This is a genomic window from Microvirga lotononidis (assembly GCF_034627025.1).
GTDB lineage: Bacteria > Pseudomonadota > Alphaproteobacteria > Rhizobiales > Beijerinckiaceae > Microvirga > Microvirga lotononidis.
This window is the reverse complement of the sequence record NZ_CP141048.1, coordinates 2,957,115-2,975,965: the sequence shown is the minus strand read 5'-3', so window position 1 is coordinate 2,975,965 and position 18,851 is coordinate 2,957,115. Positions and strand designations below refer to the sequence as shown.

Below are 18,851 nucleotides of genomic sequence, written 5' to 3'. Positions count from 1 at the left end.
ATGAGCAGCCTCATGTCATGGCCACCACGTCATGGCCGGGCTTGTCCCGGCCGTCCCGCTTGGCTGAAGCGCGGCGCTCCAAGGCATCGGGATCACCGACACGGGTCCCCGGATCAAGTCCGGGGAGGTGATGACGCGGCGGGTGTGGGAAGCGTGATGTTATGTTCTCACTTTGTTCTTGACAGGGCGGTGAACCTTGGCTATATCGTTGCACAGCCTGATCCGACGAGGGGCGCGCTTCGCGAGGCGTCGCACGGTGTGGGATCCGGCACGGTCCTGTCCGCCGGTCACGCAGCCGGCGGCAGGAGGCCCTTGGCAGCCCTGTGCTGGTCCAAGTCGAAACGCCTAAAAGAACCGTGCGCGAGGAGCCGTCGGGTTCTTCCTTTAGCTTACACCGAGCCGGACGCCTTCTCGCGCCCTCCCTCGACTGACCTGCGGCTCGCAGCGCAAGCTGCGGGCCCCAAGGTGCTGCTCTTTGACAGGAAAGCATCAGCAGGCATCCGGCCTGTCACAGTCGCCGTGGGCTCGATCCGGGATCAGTTCCGGGCATCCAGGATCGCCGACACGGCAGAACGAGGAGCCACGCCGCTCGCACCTTCCTACGGACTCAGGTTTTGCCGATTGACGAACCCGATCCTCGGGAGCCGAAGGGCTCAGCCCTCAACTTCGGCCACATCCTCGATCGGCACCAGCGGCTCGTCCTTGATCAGGTCGAGGGTCAGGGCCGTGCGGACGTTGCGGACGTTCGGCAGGGATGTGAGCTCGGACACAAGGCTCTGGAACGATGCGAGGTTCGGCGCCACGCATTTCAGGATGAAGTCGATGTCGCCCGAGAGGGTCCAGCACTCGCGGACCATGGACCAATCCTTCACCCGCTGCTCGAATTCCTGCAGCTCCTTCTTGCCCTGGACGTCGAGCTGCACCATGGCGAAGCAGACGATCTCGAAGCCGAGATTCTTCGGGTCGAGGATCGCCCGATAGGCCTTGATGATCCCGGCGCTTTCCAGCGCCCGCACCCGGCGCAGGCAGGGCGGCGCCGACAGGCCGACCCGGCGGGCGAGCTCCACGTTCGTGATGCTGCCGTCGGCTTGCAGTTCCTTCAGAATGGCCCAGTCGATGGAATCGAGGCGTCCGCGCACGGTAACTCCGCTCATGCACGGTCAGGCACGGCGACCGGCGGGCCACCCTTGTCTGACCATACGGCATCAGGTCAAAAAATCTCGTCTTGGCTGAGTAGACCGTGTAGAGGGTCTACACAAGAAGGACAGGCGATTAAGTCGCAACGAACTTCATGAACTCCACAGGCTCATTGATCGAATGTTGCGCAAGGATAGCGGCCTTATCACCTGGGTGCTGACCGATGGCAAGGCCGGAGACGAGCTGCAGGCCCTGAGCGTCACGGAGGCTCTCGGCCTCCTCCCCGAGATCCGACGGGTCAAGCCGCGGCCGCCTTTCAGCTGGCTCATGCCCTGGGGACCCATCGATCCTCGCGAGCGGCCCGGGGTTCCCGGCAGCCCTCTTGCGCCGCCCTACCCCGACCTTCTCGTCGCCTCGGGCCGCCGAGCCGTGGCCTATCTGCGCTTCGTCAGGAAGGCCTCGGGCGGGCGGGCCTACACGGTGTTCCTCAAGGATCCCCGCACGGGCCCGGAGACGGCCGATCTCATCTGGTCGCCGGAATACGACCGCCTGCGGGGGCCCAACGTCCTCAACACCCTGACCCCGCCCCACCGGGTCGCCGCCGGCAAGCTCGAAGCGGCCCGCGTCGGTCCCGATCCACGCCTTGCCTCCCTCGCCCGCCCGCGCGTCGCAGTCCTGGCCGGGGGCAACTCTCGTCATCATCGCTTCACGGACGACGATATCGCCAGTTTCATCCGGCACCTGACGGCCCTGGCCGAGACTGGAGCTGGCCTGATGGTGACTGCGTCCCGCCGCACCCCGCCGCCCCTGCGGGAGGCCCTGGCGGGCCTGACCGCGCGGCATGGCGGGTTCTTCTGGGACGGCGCCGGCGCGAACCCCTATGTGGATCTCCTCGCTCAGGCCGATTTCATCGTCGCGACGGCGGATTCCTTCAACATGATCGGCGAGGCGGCTGTGACGGGGCGGCCGATCCTGGTCTTCGAGCCCTCCGGGGGACATCCTAAACTCGATATTTACATGCAGGCCCTTAAAGCCCATGGAGTTGTGCATCCGTTCGAGGGTCGTCTTGAAGGACAGCCCTATGAACCCCTAAATTCAACACCCAAGGTCGCGAAGGCCATTGCCGAGGGCTTCAGGCGCCACCGCCGCGCTCTCGGCCTGCCGGACATCGCCCTATCACTGGAGACCCCCTGATGGCCCATTCTCACGCCAAGCTCATCATCATCGGCTCGGGGCCGGCGGGCTATACGGCGGCGATCTACGCGGCGCGCGCGCTTCTCGAACCCGTGATGATCTCCGGCTTCCAGCCGGGCGGGCAGCTCATGATCACCACGGACGTGGAGAATTACCCGGGCTTCGCCGACGTGATCCAGGGCCCCTGGCTCATGGAGCAGATGCGCATGCAGGCCGAGCATGTGGGCACCCGCATGATCTCGGACCACATCACCAAGGTGGACCTGAAGCAGCGCCCCTTCCGTCTGGAGGGCGATTCCGGCGAAACCTATACCTGCGACGCGCTGATCGTCGCGACCGGCGCCCAGGCCAAGTGGCTGGGCCTGCCGTCCGAGGGCCAGTTCCAGGGCTTCGGCGTCTCGGCCTGCGCGACCTGCGACGGCTTCTTCTACCGCGGCAAGGAGGTCGTGGTGGTCGGCGGCGGCAACACGGCCGTCGAGGAGGCGCTTTACCTCGCCAATCTCGCCTCGAAGGTCACCCTGGTTCACCGTCGGGATTCCCTGCGCGCCGAGCGCATCCTGCAGGATCGCCTGTTCAAGCATCCCAAGGTGGAGGTGATCTGGAACTCGGCCGTCGAGGAGATCTGCGGCTCGGAGAACCCCTCCTCCGTCACCCATGTGCGGCTGAAGAACCTCGTTTCGGGCGAGGCGTCCGACTACAAGACCGACGGCGTCTTCATCGCAATCGGGCACAAGCCGGCGACGGAGCTCTTCACGGGCCAGCTCGACATGAAGCCCGGCGGCTATCTGCTGACGAAGCCCGGCTCGACGGACACCAACATTCCCGGCGTCTTCGCGGCTGGCGACGTGACCGACGACATCTACCGTCAGGCCGTCACCTCGGCAGGCATGGGCTGCATGGCAGCCCTGGACGCGGAGCGTTACCTGGCCGCCCTGGAGGCCACCCAGGAAGCCGCCGAATAGGGTTTATTAACAACTGGTTAGTCCTCAGGCCGATTTCCTGTTGCATCGGACCCTCGGCTCATAAGAGATAAGAGTTGCCTTGCGTCACGAGCATGCGAGGCATGAGGGGAATGCCGTGGACTGGGATAAAATCCGGATTTTCTATACGGTCGCTGAAGCGGGCAGCTTCACCCGGGCCGGAGACGATCTGGGTTTGAGCCAATCTGCCGTCAGCCGCCAGATCAGCGCCCTCGAGCGCGAATTGCGGGCTCCCCTCTTCCACCGCCATGCCCGCGGCCTGATCCTGACCGAGCAGGGCGACCTGCTGTTCAGGGCCGCCCGCGACATGCGCATGCGGCTGGAAACAACCAAGGCGCGGCTCGTCGAGACCAGCGAGCGGCCTTCGGGCGAGCTGAAGGTGACGACGACGGTCGGCCTGGGCTCCATCTGGCTCGCCCAGCGCATCGCCGAGTTCCTCGACCTCTACCCGGACGTCCGCGTCGAGCTGATCCTGTCCAACGAGGAACTGGACCTTGCCATGCGCGAGGCCGATGTGGCCATCCGCCTGCGTCGCCCGGCCCAGCCCGACCTGATCCAGCGCCGTCTCTTCACGGTGCATTTCCACGTCTATGCCTCGGCGGATTACCTGAAGCGCTTCGGCGAGCCCAAGACCCTGGAGGATCTGGACGAGCACCGGATCGTCTCCTTCGGCGGCGACCAGCCGTCCTACCTCATGGCCGTGCACTGGCTTTCGACGGCCGGGCGCGAGGGGCGCGAACCGCGGCAGTATCACTATGTCGTGAACAACATCACGGCCCTGAAGCTCGCCGTCGAGACGGGGGCAGGCATCGCCGTGCTGCCGGATTATGCGGTGGTCGGCAACCCGGACCTGATTCAGATCCTGCGGGACGTGGAGATGCCATCCCTCGACAGCTATCTGGTTTATGCTGAGGAAATGCGCTCCGTCGCCCGCGTTCAGGCCTTCCGCGACTTCCTCATTTCCAAGGCCCAGCGCTGGACTTTCTGACGCGAATCCCCCGCCAAGCTCGATAGCTCTTCCAATTTTGTCGGTCAGATGACGCGAGCCATGCGCTTTGTGCAGCCCTTTTATGAGGCATGCTGCATTGCAAATAGGCGCTCAGCGGCCGATATCACCCGTGGCTGATTTCAACGCGGCACCGCTTTTCTTCCTCCCGGCGCTGCCGTGTCGGCCGTTCCCTCTGGAAGGTTTTGACTTTTGTCGGACCTCTACTTTAGCCGGGCTTCGCGCCCGGCTTTTTTTTGCCCTCGCGGCGCGATCAGGATCGGCCCTGCCCGACTTCTTCCTTCAGGGCACGACGCAGGACCTTGCCCACATTGGTCTTCGGCAGGGTGTCCCGGAATTCGATCCGTCGCGGCACCTTGTAGCCGGTGAGGTTCTCCCGGCAGAATTCGCGCAGCTCCTCGACCGTGAGAGCCTGGTTCCTGCGGACCACGTAGGCCACGACCGCCTCGCCGGAATGTTCGTCCGGCAGGCCGATGACAGCGGCTTCCATGACGCCTGGATGTTTGACGATCACGTCCTCCACTTCGTTCGGATAGACGTTGAATCCCGACACGAGCACCATGTCCTTCATCCGGTCGACGATCTTGATCTGGCCGTCGGGCAGCATCACCGCCACGTCGCCGGTCCGGAACCAGCCGTCGGCGGTCATGACCTTCGCGGTCTCGTCGGGCCGCTGCCAGTAGCCCGCCATGACCTGAGGTCCCTTCACGCAGAGCTCTCCCCGTTCGCCGGGCGGGAGGGTCGTTCCGTCGCTGGAGCGGACGGAGACATCCGTCGAGGGCAGCGGATAGCCGATGGTGCCGGTGAACTCCTCGATGTCGAGCCTGTTGGCGCAGACCACCGGCGAGGTCTCCGACAGGCCGTAGCCCTCGACGATAGGCTGCCCGGTCACGGCCTTCCACTTCTTCGCCACGGCCTCCTGAGTGGCCATGCCGCCGGAGACGGAGAAGACCATCTGGGAGAAATCGACTTTCTCGATTCCGGGCGCGTTGGCGAGCGCGTTGTAGAGGGTGTTGAGGCCGGACATGAGAGTGATCCGGCTCTTCTGCAGGGTCTTGACGAAACCCGGAATGTCGCGCGGGTTGGCGATCAGGAGCTGGCACCCGCCGATCCGCGTCATCAGCATGGCGCAGACCGTGAGGGCGAAGATGTGATAGAGCGGCAGGGCCGTGACCATCACGTGGTCCTCCCGATCGCCGAAGAACGGCCGCATCCAGGCTTCGCACTGGAGCACGTTGGCCGCCACGTTGCGATGGAGCAGGGTCGCGCCCTTGGCGATGCCCGTGGTGCCGCCCGTATATTGCAGGAAGGCGACGTCGTCGGGCGACACGGCCACCGCTTGGGGCTTCTGCCTGCCTCCCTGGCCGATCACGGCCCTGAAGGCGACGGCCTGCGGCAGGTTGAAGGGCTTCACGGCCTTCTTTACATGGCGCGAGACCAGGTTGACGACGGCCCCCTTGAGGCCCAGGAGATCGCCGGGCGTGACCAGGACCACTCGGTCGAGCGTCAGGTCCGGCAGGGATTCCTCGACGGTCGCGGCGAAGTTCTCGAGCACGAACAGGAACCGCGCCCCGGAATCCTTGAGCTGGTAGGTCAGCTCCCGCGGGGTATAGAGCGGGTTGACGTTGACCACCGTGCCGCCGGCCAGAAGCACCCCGAACAGGATCGGGGGAAAAGCCATCACGTTCGGCAGCATGATCGCCACCCGGTCGCCCTTCTTCAGCCCCTGGGCCTGAAGCCAGGAGGCGACCGCATCGGCTTCGCGACCCAGCGCCGCGTAGGTCATGCGCGTGCCGAAACTCTCGACGGCGGCCCGGTTCGGATAATCGGTGACGGCTTGGCGGAAGATGTCGTTGAGCGTGCCGATCCTGGACTCGTCGATCGTCTTGGGCACCTGCGCCGGGTAGGAAACGAGCCAGGGGCGGGCGGCATAGGGATCCGTCGCGCCTGCCGTGGCAGGGGCCGGGGTCGACACGGTCATTGTTGTCCTCCGCTTCGGGGCGAGGTTGGCGTCCTGGGAGATGGCGTCTCCATAGGGGGATAACTTGGCGCGGACGAGCCCTTTTGTCGATGGAAATAGTTTAGAACTGAACGATTGGATGAGCGCCCGCGTCCTCACTCTCCGATGTCGTCACCGCTCCTGTGCCAGTCATTTCGCGTAGAGAAGCGCGATGCCTCAAACAATCGCCAGGGCCGTCCCCGGACTCGATCCAGGGATGGCCATGCCGTGACGGGTGTGAGCCCTCTCGGTGATCAATGCGCCTTCTGCAGCACCATGTCGGCCGGGCGGCCGCTCAGTTCCGCCATGTGGTCGAACCGGGTCGAGAAGGTCCCGACGCCGGCCGTGGCCGAGCGGAGTTCCACGATCAGATCCCCGACCTCGGATTCCGGAATGGTGGCGCTCAGGACCTGCCAGCCGGTCCAGCCCGGCCGCTCGTCATAGCCCTGGATCTGCCCGCGCCGACCGGTTACGAGGGCCGTCGCCTTGGATAGGGCATCGGTCGGGATCGTGACCTCGACCGACAGCACCGGCTCCAGCAGCACGGGCTTGGCCTTCGGCAGCGCCTCCGCGAGGGCGAGCTTGGCGGCCGCCTGGAAGGCCGCATCCGAGGAATCCACCGTGTGGTAGGATCCGTCGGTGAGCGTCACCGCGAGGTCGACCACGGGGAATCCGAGCGGTCCGCATTTCAGCGCATCCCGCACCCCCGTCTCGACCGACGGGATGTACTGGCGCGGCACGACGCCGCCGGTGATCTGATCCTGGAACGCGAACCCCTCCCCGCGCGGCAGCGGCCTGATCTCGATCATCACGTCGCCGAACTGGCCGTGACCGCCGGTCTGCTTGCGGTGCCGTCCGCGGGCGGCGGCGGGCAGCTTGATCGTCTCGCAATAGGCCACCCGGGGCTTGGACGTCTCGACGCCGACCTGGAACCGGGAGGCGAGCTTCTCCACGGCCACGCGCAGATGCATCTCGCCCTGACCGTGAAGCCTGATCTCACCCATTTCGGGCCGGGTCTCGACCACGAGGGACGGGTCCTCCTCGGTAATCTTGGACAGCGCGCTCGACAGACGAACATCGTCCTTGCGGTCCTTCACCTTGAGGGCCAGCACATAGACGGATTCGGGTGGCGCGGACGAGACGATGGCCTCGGGCCGCGCCTTCCCAGCCGCGAAGGCGTCCCCGGTCGCGATCCCCTCCAGCCGCCCGAAGCCGACCGTATCGCCGGCCACTGCGTCCACCTTGCGGTTCAATGCGGTGCCCAGGAGCGTGGAGAGACTGCCGATCCGCGCCTCCGCCCCGCGCGAGCCGACCACCGTGTCGCCCTCGTGGAGGGTGCCGCGCAGGACCCGGGCGATGGTGAGCTTCCCGCCTTGGCCCATGTGCAGGGTTTTCATGGCCTGGGCGAGAGGCGCGCCCTCCTCGGGAAGCCCTAAGCGGGCGCGGGTTTCCGCCAGGGTCGGTGCCTCGTGGCGGAGCGCTTTCAGAAGCCGCGTGATGCCATTGCCGCGTTCGGCCGAGCCGATCAGGGCGGGGACCACATGGCGGTCCCTCAGCTCTTTCGAAAGGTCGTCGAAGATCTGGTCGCGCGGCGGCTCGATCTCCGAGATCAACTCTTCCATGAGCTCGTCGTCGTAATCGGCCAGGCGCTCGAGCATGGCGAAGCGCGCCTCCTTCTCCCGGGGCAGCTCGCCCTCGGGCAGGTCCACGATCTCGCTGGGAGCATGCTCGCGATAGATGAAGGCGCGCTCCAGGGCGAGATCGATGAACCCGACGGCGATGCCGTCCTTCCAGAGCGGGATCTGGCGCAGAAGCAGGGGCGTGCGCGAGGCCTGCTGCAGCAGCGCGAGGGTTTCGCGGATGCGCTGGGTCGCGGTGTCGATCTTGTTGATGAAGAGGAAGCGCGGGATATCGGCCTCCTCCAGTTCGCGCAGGATGATTTCGAGGGCCGGGATCTTGCGCTCATCCGCCTCGCAGACGACGATCGCAGCGTCGCAGACCGGCGTGACGTTGCGCATCTCGTGCAGGAATTCCGTCGAGCCGGGGCAGTCCACGAAGGTCATGCTCTCCCCCAGGAACTCGACGGTCGCCACGTTGGGCTCGATGCTCATGGCGTGGGCGCGGGCCTCCGCGCTCGCATCGCCGACGCTGTCGCCATTGGACACGCGGCCTGCGCGCGAGATTGCCCCGGTGCGCTCCACGATGGCTTCGAGAAGCGTGGTCTTGCCACTCTGAAACGGGCCGACGATTGCGAAGCATCGCGGGCCCGTACCTAGTCTGCCGTTGGGTGCCATAGGACGTCATCCTCCCTGCCCCCACCTGTCAGCGCTCTCTTGACGGATGCGTTCCGTCGATGCTCTGCCTGTCGATGCGGAATGGCAAGAGGGATTGTGCGTGGGCAGCTGGACGTGAGGCGTGCGGAGAGGGACATCCTCGACGTCAAGGCCGGCCTCGTGCCGGCCATCCCGATTGTGTGAAGCGCCGCGCTTGTCCGAGCGGGATCACCGGCACGAGACCGGTGATGACGTGGAGGGCAAGGACGCGAGAGAGGTTTGCCTGTTCGGACTGTGCTGTCTATCGCGCGGGGCGCAGTTCGAAGCCGGCGACCCCGAGGGCGAGGTTGAGGCCGGTCTGGCCGCTGACGGACAGGGGCTGGAGCGAGATGCTTTGGTTCGATCCGCCGACTAGGACGTTCGCCCCGACGCCGGCACCGGCCGTCGCCTCGGCCGCGCCGCCCACATAGCTGCCGGCGAGCGAGCCCGGCGCTACGCTGCCCCGGGAGAACACCGCCCAGGTCAGGATGCCCCGCCGGGTTGCCCCGATATCGAGCCCGAACCGGCGGATGACGCCCACATAGCGTTCCGGCCGCCCACGCCGGGGATTGAAGGTGCAAAGCGTGGTCTTCTGCGACGTGACGATGAGCCCGATCCCGCCCGAGACGCTGCAGGACAGGACGCCGACGCGCCCCCGGTTCTGGGCCTGGGCCTCGGTGGCCCCGAGAGCGGCCAGAAGAGCAAGGGCGGCAACGGGGAGAGCGGCACGACGCATGGGGATCTCCTAAGCTTGGTCAAGCTTAGCGCTTAACGGCGCAAGGGCGGCACCGTTCCATGGCGAGGATGTCAATCCTGGATACGGGAGTGCAATCCTTGGGCTTGCTCCGGCGCATGATGTGTATTCCCGCCCCCGAGCCTCTCCGTTCGAAGAGTATCCGGCGGGGAGGCGAAACTATTAAATCGGTGCGCCTTCCCGCGGCTGTGGCCGGCCGCACGTCATTCAGAGGTCCGCCATGCTCCTGTCCGTGCAATCCGTCATCCGTCCTACGATTGCGGACATCCAGTCTCGGATCTCGACCACCGCCGGCGGGGCGGAGGCAAACAGCGACAGCTTCGACGCCCGGTTCAGCCCGGACGGGCGTTACGTCGTGTTTGCAAGCTTTGCTTCCAACCTGGCTGCCGGCGATAACCACTTGAGCTACCACATCTTCCTCAAGGACCTCACCACCGGTGCCGTCACCCGTCTGTCGACCGACGCGACCGGCGCGCCGGCAGACGGGGATAGCTACAGCGTCCAGTTCAGCCCGGACGGGCGCCATGTGGTGTTCACGAGCTATGCCTCGAACCTTGTCACCGGCGACACCAATGGTCGTACCGACATCTTCCTCAAGGACCTGGTCACCGGCGCCGTCACCCGCCTGTCCACCAATGCGGCTGGCGCGCAGGGAGACGACGACAGCTACAGCGTCCAGTTCAGCCCGGACGGGCGCCATGTGGTGTTCACGAGCTATGCCTCGAACCTGGTCGCCGGCGACACCAACGACAACTCTGACATCTTCCTCAAAGACCTGGTCACCGGCGCGGTTACGCGCCTGTCCACGACGGCGATGGGCGCACAGGTGGACGGCAGCAGCTACCACGCCCAGTTCAGCCCGGATGGACGCTACGTGGCGTTCGATAGTTACGCCTCCGGCCTGGTGGCCGGCGACACCAACGATCGCTCCGACATTTTTCTGAAAGATCTGGTCACCGGCGCCGTCACCCGTCTGTCCACCACGGCGACGGGCGCGCAAGCAGACGAGGGAAGCTACAATGCCCAGTTCAGCCCGGACGGGCGCTACGTCCTGTTCGAAAGCAATGCCTCCAACCTAGTCGCCGGCGACACGAACGACCGCTCCGACATCTTCCTTAAGGACCTGGCGACCGGCGCGATCACGCGTTTGTCCACCGATGCGACAGGCGCGCAGGTGGACGGCAGCAGCTATAGCGCCCAGTTCAGCCTGGACGGGCGTTCCGTGGTGTTCGAAAGCAGCGCTTCCAACCTGGCCGCCGGCGACACCAACAACAGCTACGACATCTTCCTCAAAGACCTGCTCACCGGCGCCGTCACCCGCCTGTCGACCGACGCGTCTGGCGCGCAGGCAGATGGGAGCAGCTACGGCGCCCAGTTCAGCCCGGACGGGCGTTATGCTATGTTCGTGAGCAGCGCCTCCAACCTGGTCTCCGGCGACGGCAATCATGGCGACGACATCTTCCGGGTCGACCTGCTGTACAAGGCGCATGCGGCCGCCATCGCCGAGGGCCGCTTCGTCGAGGCGACGCTGAACGTCGGCAATGCCTCCCGCGTCAGCATCGCCTGGGGCGACGGCTCCAGCAGCCTCGTGTCCCCCACCGCCGGGCGCGCCACGTTCAACCACGCCTATGCCAGCCCCGGCAGCAAGCAGGCCGTGGTCACCCTGGTCGAGGGCGCCCTCACCTGGACCGTGGCCCACATTCTCGATCTCGGCGCCGGCACCCTGGTGCGCAACACGGCCCTTGCCGACACCCTCTCGGGCGGCGCCGGCAGCGATGCCCTCGCCGGCGACGCCTTCCGCAACATCCTCATCGGCGCGGCCGGTGCCGACCGGCTCGACGGCGCGGCCGGCGACGACCGGCTCCTGGGCGGGCTCGGGCGGGACAGCCTCAGCGGCGGGGCCGGCAAGGACGTGTTCGTGTTCGCCGAGCGCGACACCGGCGCGACCAAGAGCAAGGCCGACCTCATCCTCGACTTCTCGGGCAAGGCCGGCGACCGCATCGACCTGTCGGGCATCGATGCCAACACCCGGAAGAAGGGCGATCAGAAGTTCGTCTTCATCGGCAGCAAGGCCTTCAGCAAGGCCGGCGAGCTTCGCGTCGAGAAGGCGAAGAAGGAAACCTACATCTACCTCAACACCGACAACGACAAGGCCGCGGAGGCCGTGATCAAGCTCAAGGGCGCGATCGACCTCAGCAAAGGATGGTTCGTCCTGTAGGACACAGGCCGTCGGATCACACCTCAACCGTCACGGCCGGCCTCGTGCCGGCCATCCCCACCCCTTCACCCTCATCCAGAAGAGCCGCTATCAGCGGCATCGCGAAGGAGGATCAAGAGAGGATTGGGGCCGCCTTCGAGACGCAGACTTCGTCTGCTCCCCGGGATGAGGTGAGAGCGGATTGAAGCGGGATTCCCGGGTCAAGTCCGATGAGTTGCCGACGTGGAACGTCAACGTCCAACCGGCTTTCCGAACAGGAGGAGCAACTAGCCGTCCAGGTTCTCGCCGCGCCCGACGATGCGCATGGCCGTGATCGTCACGGGACCGGCGCGCAGGAGGTTCATGGCCGAGACGATGATCTCGGCCAGGCGCTCGGGCGAGATGTCTTCGCCCTCGATGTCGAGAAGGAAGTCTTTCGCCTCCACGTAGCCGCCATTGGTGAAGTCGACGCGGGCATCGAACTTCACGCGGTGCGTGGAGGCGGGATTGGCCCGGTAAGGCTCTGCCCCGGGATCCGGATGGAAGGTCCGGGGCACATTCATCACCGAAGCGATCCGCAGAAGCGCTGGATGCGGTTGCAGGCATCCTCCAGCGCCGCGTTGGACGTGGCATAGGAGATGCGGAAGTTCGGGCCGAGGCCGAAGGCCGAGCCGTGCACCGCCGCGACGCCCTCGGCCTCGAGCAGCTCGGACACGAAGTCCTCGTCGGTCTTCAGCACCTTGCCCGAGGGCGCGGTCCTGCCGATGGCCTCCGCGCAGGACGGATAGACGTAGAACGCGCCTTCCGGCATCGGGCACTTCAGGTATTTCGACTGGTTGAGCATCGAGACCACCAGGTCGCGACGCTCCTCGAAGGCCTTCCGGAACACCTTGAGGTGATCCTGCGGCCCGTCGAGGGCTTCCACGGCGGCCCATTGCGAGATCGAGGCGGCTCCGGAGGTCTGCTGGCCCTGCACGAAATCCATGGCCTTGATGAGGTGATCGGGACCGGCCGCGTAACCGATGCGCCAGCCCGTCATGGCATAGGCCTTCGACACGCCGTTCATGGTGAGCGTGCGCTCGTAGAGGTTCGGCTCGACCTGGGCCGGCGTGACGAACTCGAAATCGCCGTAGGTCAGGTGCTCGTACATGTCGTCGGTGAGCACCCACACATGCGGATGGCGCATCAGCACGTCGGTGATCGCCTTCATCTCGGCGCGGGTATAGGCGGCACCGGTCGGGTTCGACGGCGAGTTGAGGATGATCCACTTGGTCCTGGGCGTGATGGCGCGCTCGAGCGGCTCCGGCTGGAGCTTGAAGTTGTGCTCCATAGTGCAGTCGACGAAGACGGGCTTGCCGCCGCACAGGCCCACCATCTCAGGATAGGATACCCAGTACGGCGCCGGGATGATGACCTCGTCGCCCGGGTTCAGGGTGGCGAGGAGCGCGTTGTAGATCACCTGCTTGCCGCCCGTGGACACGATGGTCTGCGAGGGCTTGTAATCGAGGCCGTTCTCGCGCTTGAACTTGCGGGAAATCGCCTCGCGAAGCGGCACGATGCCGGAGACCGGCGTGTACTTGGTCTCGCCGCGGCGGATGGCCGCGATGGCCGCTTCCTTGATGTTGTCCGGCGTGTCGAAATCCGGCTCGCCGACGGAGAGGCTGATCACGTCCCGCCCCTGAGCTTTCAGATCCCGCGCTTTCTGCGTGATGACGATGGTGGCAGACGGCTTGATGCGGGAAAGGGCGTCAGACAAAAAGCCCATGGGAATCCTCCGATCGGGGCGTTAAGAAGGGAACCGTGACGGCGGCGGACCCTAATGCGGCGAAGCCGCCCAAGCAAGCAAAACAGCACACAAGATCAGCCCGTCGCCAATGGGCTTTCGAGGAGCCGCCTTTTCCGATGACCACTTCCGTCACCCGCCGCCTCGCGCTCGGCCTCGTCGCCGGCGCGGCCCTCTTCGCCACCGCAGCCTCCGCCCAGGACTTCCCGAACCGCATCATCAAGATGGTGGTACCCTACCCGGCCGGCGGACCGACCGACGTGATCGCCCGCATCGTCGCGGAGGAGATGGGCAAGGATCTCGGCCAGAACGTGATCGTCGAGAACCTGGCCGGCGCCTCGGGCGCCGTCGGCACCCGCGCGGTCGCCAAGGCGGAGCCCGACGGCTACACTATCGTGTTCGGCAACAACCAGACGCACGGGAACAACATGTTCCTGCTGAAGGAGCCGGGCTACGACGCGGTGAAGGACTTCGCCCCGCTCGCGGGCGCGGGCGCCTTCGAGCACGTCTTCGTGGTCAGGAACGACCTTCCGGCCAAGACCATTCCCGAGCTGATCGAGATCGCCAAGAAGGATCCGGGCAAGCTGAACTACGGCTCGACCGGCGTCGGCTCCGGCTCGCATCTGGCGACCGAGCTGTTCATGACCCGAACGGGCACCAAGATGACCCATGTGCCATTCCGGGGCGCCGCCCCTCTGGTGACGGAGATCATGGCGGGCCGCATCGACGTGTCGAACTCGACCCTGCCCAGCGTCCTGTCTCAGTTCCAGGCCGGCCAGATGCGCGCCATCGGCATCGCCAGCCCGCAGCGCAACCCGCAGGCTCCGGACGTCCCGACCCTGCGCGAGCAGGGCATCACCGATGCGGACGCGGAATCCTGGGCCGCCTTCTTCGCGCCGGTGAACACGCCGAAGCCCGTGCTTGACAAGCTCTCTGGCACGATCATCGCGATCCTCAACAAGCCCGACGTGAAGGAGCGCATCACCAAGCTCGGCTTCACCCTGAACGTGCGCGATCCGGAAGCGTTCAAGCCCTATCTCGCCAAGGAGATCCAGACCTGGGCCGAGATCATCAAGGCGGCGAGCATCAAGGCCGAGTGAGTTCAATCGGAACCGCCTGCCATCCCCGGCTGGGGATGGCAGGCAGTGAAAAGCGAACCGGTAGGAGACAGGAGAACGAAATCCAGGAAACCGCAGGGCGCCCGCGCCTGCGAGCCCCTTCGTCCGGAGAGTAGCCCGTGGGGAGGCGAGCCTGTTTAAGTCAGTGCGCCTTCACGCGGCTGTGGCCGCCGCACGTCATTAAGAGGTCCGCCATGCTCCTGTCCGTGCAAACCGTCGCCCGCCCCACCATTGCCGACATCCAGACGCGGATCTCGACTAACGCGGGTGGGGTGGAAGGAAACAGCGACAGTTACTATGCCCAGTTCAGCCCGGATGGCCGCTACGTGGCGTTTGAAAGCTTTGCTTCGAACTTGGTCGCCAGCGACTTCAACAACGACTACGATATCTTCCTCAAGGACCTGACCACCGGCACGATCATCCGCCTGTCCACCGACGCGGGCGGTGCGGAAGCAGATCGTGGCAGCTTCACCGCCTGTTTCACTCCCGATGGTCACTACGTGATGTTCACAAGCAATGCCTCCAACCTGGTCGAAGGTGACACCAACAATAGCTCCGACATTTTTCTCAAGAACCTGACCACCGGCGCGATCACCCGCCTGTCGACCAATGCCGCCGGCGCGCAAGCCAACGACAGCAGCTACGGCGCGCAGTTCAGCCCGGACGGGCGCTACCTGGTGTTCCATAGCACCGCCTCCAACCTGGTCGAAGGCGACACCAACTTTCGCTCTGACATTTTCCTCAAGGACCTCACTACCGGCGCGATCACCCGCCTGTCGACCAACGCGGCAGGCGCACAAGCGAATGCCAGCAGCTACAATGCCCAGTTCAGCCCAGACGGGCGCTATCTGGTGTTCGAGAGCGCGTCCTCCAACCTGGTTGAAGGTGATACCAACAGCAGCTACGATATCTTCCTCAAGGACCTCGTCACCGGCGCCATCACGCGCCTGTCCACCAGTGCCGCCGGAGCGCAAGCAGATAGCAGCAGCGACAGCGCCCGGTTCAGCCCGGACGGGCGCTACGTCCTGTTCGAAAGCAGCGCTTCCAACCTGGTCGAAGGTGACACCAACAATAGCTCCGACATCTTCCTCAAGGACTTGGTCACCGACGCGGTCACGTGTTTGTCCACCGATGCGACCGGCGCGCAAGTCAACGGCAGCAGCTCCAGCGCCCGGTTCAGTTCGGACGGGCGTTCCGTGGTGTTCGAAAGCGATGCCTCCAACTTGGTCGCCGGTGATACCAATGGCACCTCCGACATCTTCCTCAAGGACCTGACCACCGGTGCGATCACCCGTCTGTCGACCGCTGCGGCCGGCGTGGAAGCAGATCGTGGTAGCTACAATGCCCAGTTCAGCCTCGATGGACGCTATGTGATCTTCGAGAGTGGTGGCTCCAACCTGGTCGCCGGGGACACCAACGGGCGTTACGACATCTTCCGGGTCGACCTGCTGTACAAGGCGCATGCGGCCGCCATCGCCGAGGGCCGCTTCGTCGAGGCGACGCTGAACGTCGGCAATGCCTCCCGCGTCAGCATCGCCTGGGGCGACGGCTCCAGCAGCCTCGTGTCCCCCACCGCCGGGCGCGCCACGTTCAACCACGCCTATGCCAGCCCCGGCAGCAAGCAGGCCGTGGTCACCCTGGTCGAGGGCGCCCTCACCTGGACCGTGGCCCACATTCTCGATCTCGGCGCCGGCACCCTGGTGCGCAACACGGCCCTTGCCGACACCCTCTCGGGCGGCGCCGGCAGCGATGCCCTCGCCGGCGACGCCTTCCGCAACATCCTCATCGGCGCGGCCGGTGCCGACCGGCTCGACGGCGCGGCCGGCGACGACCGGCTCCTGGGCGGGCTCGGGCGGGACAGCCTCAGCGGCGGGGCCGGCAAGGACGTGTTCGTGTTCGCCGAGCGCGACACCGGCGCGACCAAGAGCAAGGCCGACCTCATCCTCGACTTCTCGGGCAAGGCCGGCGACCGCATCGACCTGTCGGGCATCGATGCCAACACCCGGAAGAAGGGCGATCAGAAGTTCGTCTTCATCGGCAGCAAGGCCTTCAGCAAGGCCGGCGAGCTTCGCGTCGAGAAGGCGAAGAAGGAAACCTACATCTACCTCAACACCGACAACGACAAGGCCGCGGAGGCCGTGATCAAGCTCAAGGGCGCGATCGACCTCAGCAAAGGATGGTTCGTCCTGTAAGAAATCAGCGGCGGGTGATACCAGGGGATCGGAAGAACCGCTGGAAGGACAGCCATGCCTCACCATCAGGGCCGCCTCATCGATCACGTTCACCTGCGCGTATCCGATCTCGAAGCCAGCCGCCGCTTCTACCGGGCCGTCCTCAAGGCTGTCGGCCGCGAGTTCACCTCGGAGAGCCCGACCCATTTCGCCTGCGACGAGCTGTGGGTGGACCGGGCGGACGGGCCGGTCTCCCGGGTCCATCTCGCCTTCCAGGCACCAGACAGGGAGGCCGTTCACGCGTTCCACGCGGCCGCCCTCTCCCATGGCGGGCGCGACAACGGCGGGCCGGGAGAACGGTCCTATCACCTGGGCTATTATGCCGCCTTTGCCTTCGATCCGGACGGGCACAATATCGAGGCCGTCTACCACGGGCCGACGGAGCGCTCGGCGGAGTCGGTCGTGGTGAGCCGCAAAGCTTGAGCATACGTTGCCACAATGGTTAATAATTAGTTAATACGGACACTTAGCTGAAAAACCGGAAGCAGCGCTTTCGGATAAGGCGGGAACTTTCTTGAATCGCACAAGTTTTTCTTCTGCAGCTTCTGTTCAGCTGCTGGGAATGGACCGATGAAGACTTTCCGACCAAGGCACGTCACCCGTGTTTCCACCCGCGCCCACCGGCTCGACCCGCGCCAGGAAAGCCGCTGTTCTCTGGCCCTGGTCATGCTGTTGGGTATCGCGACTCTCTCCGTCATGGCCACCACCCAGAGCCTGTCCGCGCGGGACACGAAAACCATCCACGTCCTTTCGCTGCGATAACGCGTGAGTGAACGGCGGCCCGGTTGACGGCCTGCCGCAGATGTTTAGCTCTCCGGCATGACAATCGACGGAGAGAATCCCACATGCTGAGCCCTCGAATTGCCCTGGCCTGCGCGCTTGCTCTCGGCGCCATCCCCTCCGCCCTGGCCCAGGACACCCAGCGCCTTCGCACCGACAAGGTCGAGGTGATCGTCGAGACGCTGGCCCGCAACCTCGAGAATCCCTGGGGTCTCGCCTTCCTGCCCGACAGCCGCATGCTCGTGACGGAACGCCCCGGCCGCCTGCGCACCATCGACGCCGACGGCACCATCTCCGAGCCGATCCGGGGCCTCCCAAAGATCGCCGCGCGCGGACAGGGCGGCCTCCTCGACGTCGCCCTCGACCCGATTTTCGCGCAGAACCGCCTCGTCTACCTGAGCTTCGCGGAGGATCGCGGGGAAGGCCGCTCCGGCACGACCGTCGCCCGCGGCCGCCTCAACCAGGACGGGACCGCCCTCAAGGAGACGCAGGTCATCTTCCGCCAGGAACCGGCGCATACCGGCAACAACCATTGGGGCTCGCGCCTCGTGTTCGACCGCGACGGCAACCTCTTCGTGACCCTCGGCGACCGGTTCGACCTGCGCGACCAGGCGCAGAACCCGGCCAACCACATCGGCAAGATCGTCCACATCAAGCCCGAAGGGGGCGCGGCTCCCGGCAACCCGTTCCTGAACCGGGGGGATACCCGGCCCGAGATCTGGTCCCTCGGCCACCGCAACCTGCAATCGGCCGCGCTCCACCCGATCACGGGCGAACTCTGGACCGTGGAGCACGGCGCCCGCGGCGGCGACGAGCTGAACATCCCGCAGAAGGGCAAGAATTACGGCTGGCCGGTGATCTCCTACGGGGTCGATTATTCCGGCGCGAAGATCGGCGAAGGTACGAAGAAGGAGGGCCTTGAGCAGCCTGTCTTCTACTGGGACCCATCCATTGCGCCCTCCGGCATGGCCTTCTACACGGGCGACCAGTTCCCGGCCTGGCGCGGCAGCATCCTCGTCGGCGCCCTGTCGGGCAAGCTCGTGTCGCGGCTCGAAACCGACGGCAACCGCGTCACCGGCGAAGAGCGCATGCTGCAGCAGCTCGGCGAGCGCATCCGCGACGTGCGCCAGGGCCCGGACGGCCTCGTCTACCTGCTGACGGATTCCCGCAACGGCCGGATCCTGCGCATGAAGCCGGCGACGTGAGGGGCGTACGATCATCTCCGCACGTCATGGTCGGCCTTGTGCCGGCCATCCCGATGCCGTGAAGCGCGACGCATTTCCGGTCGAGATCACCGGCACGAGGCCGGTGATGACGTGGAGGGTGCGAGGACACGCTGCTGCCCCCTAGTATCCCCTAG

15 protein-coding genes are annotated in these 18,851 nt (G+C 65.6%); 9 read left to right on the top strand and 6 right to left on the bottom strand.

Features of this window, described 5'->3' with window-relative positions; genetic code table 11:
* Window positions 1-653 precede the first annotated feature (653 nt).
* Window positions 654-1,154, bottom strand: coding sequence for an Lrp/AsnC family transcriptional regulator (locus U0023_RS14075; RefSeq protein ID WP_040639350.1), 501 nt, complete (start codon window positions 1,152-1,154; stop codon window positions 654-656).
* 163 nt (window positions 1,155-1,317) lie between these two features.
* Here U0023_RS14075 and U0023_RS14070 point away from each other — a divergent pair, with 163 nt between their 5' ends.
* The 3 genes from U0023_RS14070 (at window position 1,318) to U0023_RS14060 (ending at window position 4,299) form a co-directional block, all read left to right on the top strand.
* Window positions 1,318-2,331, top strand: a complete 1,014-nt coding sequence (locus U0023_RS14070; RefSeq protein ID WP_009764609.1) for a mitochondrial fission ELM1 family protein — start codon at window positions 1,318-1,320, stop codon at window positions 2,329-2,331.
* On the top strand, window positions 2,331-3,293 hold the full coding sequence (trxB, locus tag U0023_RS14065; RefSeq protein ID WP_009764608.1) for a thioredoxin-disulfide reductase: 963 nt from the start codon (window positions 2,331-2,333) through the stop codon (window positions 3,291-3,293). The genes U0023_RS14070 and trxB overlap by 1 nt, the downstream gene beginning before the upstream one ends.
* A 115-nt stretch (window positions 3,294-3,408) precedes the next feature.
* Complete coding sequence (locus U0023_RS14060) at window positions 3,409-4,299, top strand: LysR family transcriptional regulator (protein WP_009764607.1); 891 nt, start codon at window positions 3,409-3,411, stop codon at window positions 4,297-4,299.
* Window positions 4,300-4,570: 271 nt separating this feature from the next.
* On the opposite strand, the gene U0023_RS14055 is transcribed toward U0023_RS14060, so the two are convergent.
* From U0023_RS14055 to U0023_RS14045, 3 genes are all read right to left on the bottom strand, one after another.
* On the bottom strand, window positions 4,571-6,298 hold the full coding sequence (locus U0023_RS14055; RefSeq protein ID WP_009764606.1) for a long-chain-fatty-acid--CoA ligase: 1,728 nt from the start codon (window positions 6,296-6,298) through the stop codon (window positions 4,571-4,573).
* Window positions 6,299-6,570: 272 nt separating this feature from the next.
* On the bottom strand, window positions 6,571-8,610 hold the full coding sequence (locus tag U0023_RS14050; protein WP_009764605.1) for an elongation factor G: 2,040 nt from the start codon (window positions 8,608-8,610) through the stop codon (window positions 6,571-6,573).
* 280 nt (window positions 8,611-8,890) lie between these two features.
* On the bottom strand, window positions 8,891-9,364 hold the full coding sequence (locus U0023_RS14045; protein WP_009764604.1) for a DUF992 domain-containing protein: 474 nt from the start codon (window positions 9,362-9,364) through the stop codon (window positions 8,891-8,893).
* A 238-nt stretch (window positions 9,365-9,602) separates the two neighbouring features.
* On the opposite strand from U0023_RS14045, the gene U0023_RS14040 reads away from it, so the two are divergent.
* A complete protein-coding gene (locus U0023_RS14040; protein WP_322883746.1) occupies window positions 9,603-11,600 on the top strand; it encodes a hypothetical protein in 1,998 nt (665 codons plus the stop codon).
* Between the two features lie 266 nt (window positions 11,601-11,866).
* Here the strand turns inward: U0023_RS14040 and U0023_RS14035 are convergent, their stop codons facing one another.
* Together U0023_RS14035 and U0023_RS14030 are read right to left on the bottom strand one after the other, a co-directional pair.
* Window positions 11,867-12,145: a hypothetical protein gene (locus tag U0023_RS14035; RefSeq protein WP_210161051.1), complete on the bottom strand. Its 279-nt coding sequence runs from the start codon at window positions 12,143-12,145 to the stop codon at window positions 11,867-11,869.
* Window positions 12,142-13,344, bottom strand: a complete 1,203-nt coding sequence (locus U0023_RS14030) for a pyridoxal phosphate-dependent aminotransferase (protein ID WP_009764602.1) — start codon at window positions 13,342-13,344, stop codon at window positions 12,142-12,144. Before U0023_RS14030 ends, U0023_RS14035 begins: the two co-directional genes overlap by 4 nt.
* 137 nt (window positions 13,345-13,481) lie before the next feature.
* On the opposite strand from U0023_RS14030, the gene U0023_RS14025 reads away from it, so the two are divergent.
* The 5 genes from U0023_RS14025 (at window position 13,482) to U0023_RS14005 (ending at window position 18,696) form a co-directional block, all read left to right on the top strand.
* On the top strand, window positions 13,482-14,462 hold the full coding sequence (locus U0023_RS14025) for a Bug family tripartite tricarboxylate transporter substrate binding protein (RefSeq protein WP_009764601.1): 981 nt from the start codon (window positions 13,482-13,484) through the stop codon (window positions 14,460-14,462).
* Window positions 14,463-14,674: 212 nt separating this feature from the next.
* The gene (locus tag U0023_RS14020) at window positions 14,675-16,672 is read left to right on the top strand and encodes a PD40 domain-containing protein (protein WP_009764600.1); all 1,998 of its coding nucleotides are present in this window, start codon (window positions 14,675-14,677) and stop codon (window positions 16,670-16,672) included.
* Between the two features lie 54 nt (window positions 16,673-16,726).
* Entirely contained in the window at window positions 16,727-17,134 is a 408-nt protein-coding gene (locus tag U0023_RS14015; RefSeq protein ID WP_009764599.1) for a VOC family protein, read from the top strand.
* Window positions 17,135-17,281: 147 nt separating this feature from the next.
* Window positions 17,282-17,473: a hypothetical protein gene (locus U0023_RS14010; RefSeq protein ID WP_009764598.1), complete on the top strand. Its 192-nt coding sequence runs from the start codon at window positions 17,282-17,284 to the stop codon at window positions 17,471-17,473.
* A gap of 83 nt (window positions 17,474-17,556) precedes the next feature.
* Window positions 17,557-18,696 carry a PQQ-dependent sugar dehydrogenase gene (locus U0023_RS14005; protein WP_009764597.1) on the top strand — a complete coding sequence of 380 codons (1,140 nt, stop codon included), beginning with the start codon at window positions 17,557-17,559 and terminating at the stop codon, window positions 18,694-18,696.
* The last annotated feature ends 155 nt before the right edge of the window (window positions 18,697-18,851 follow it).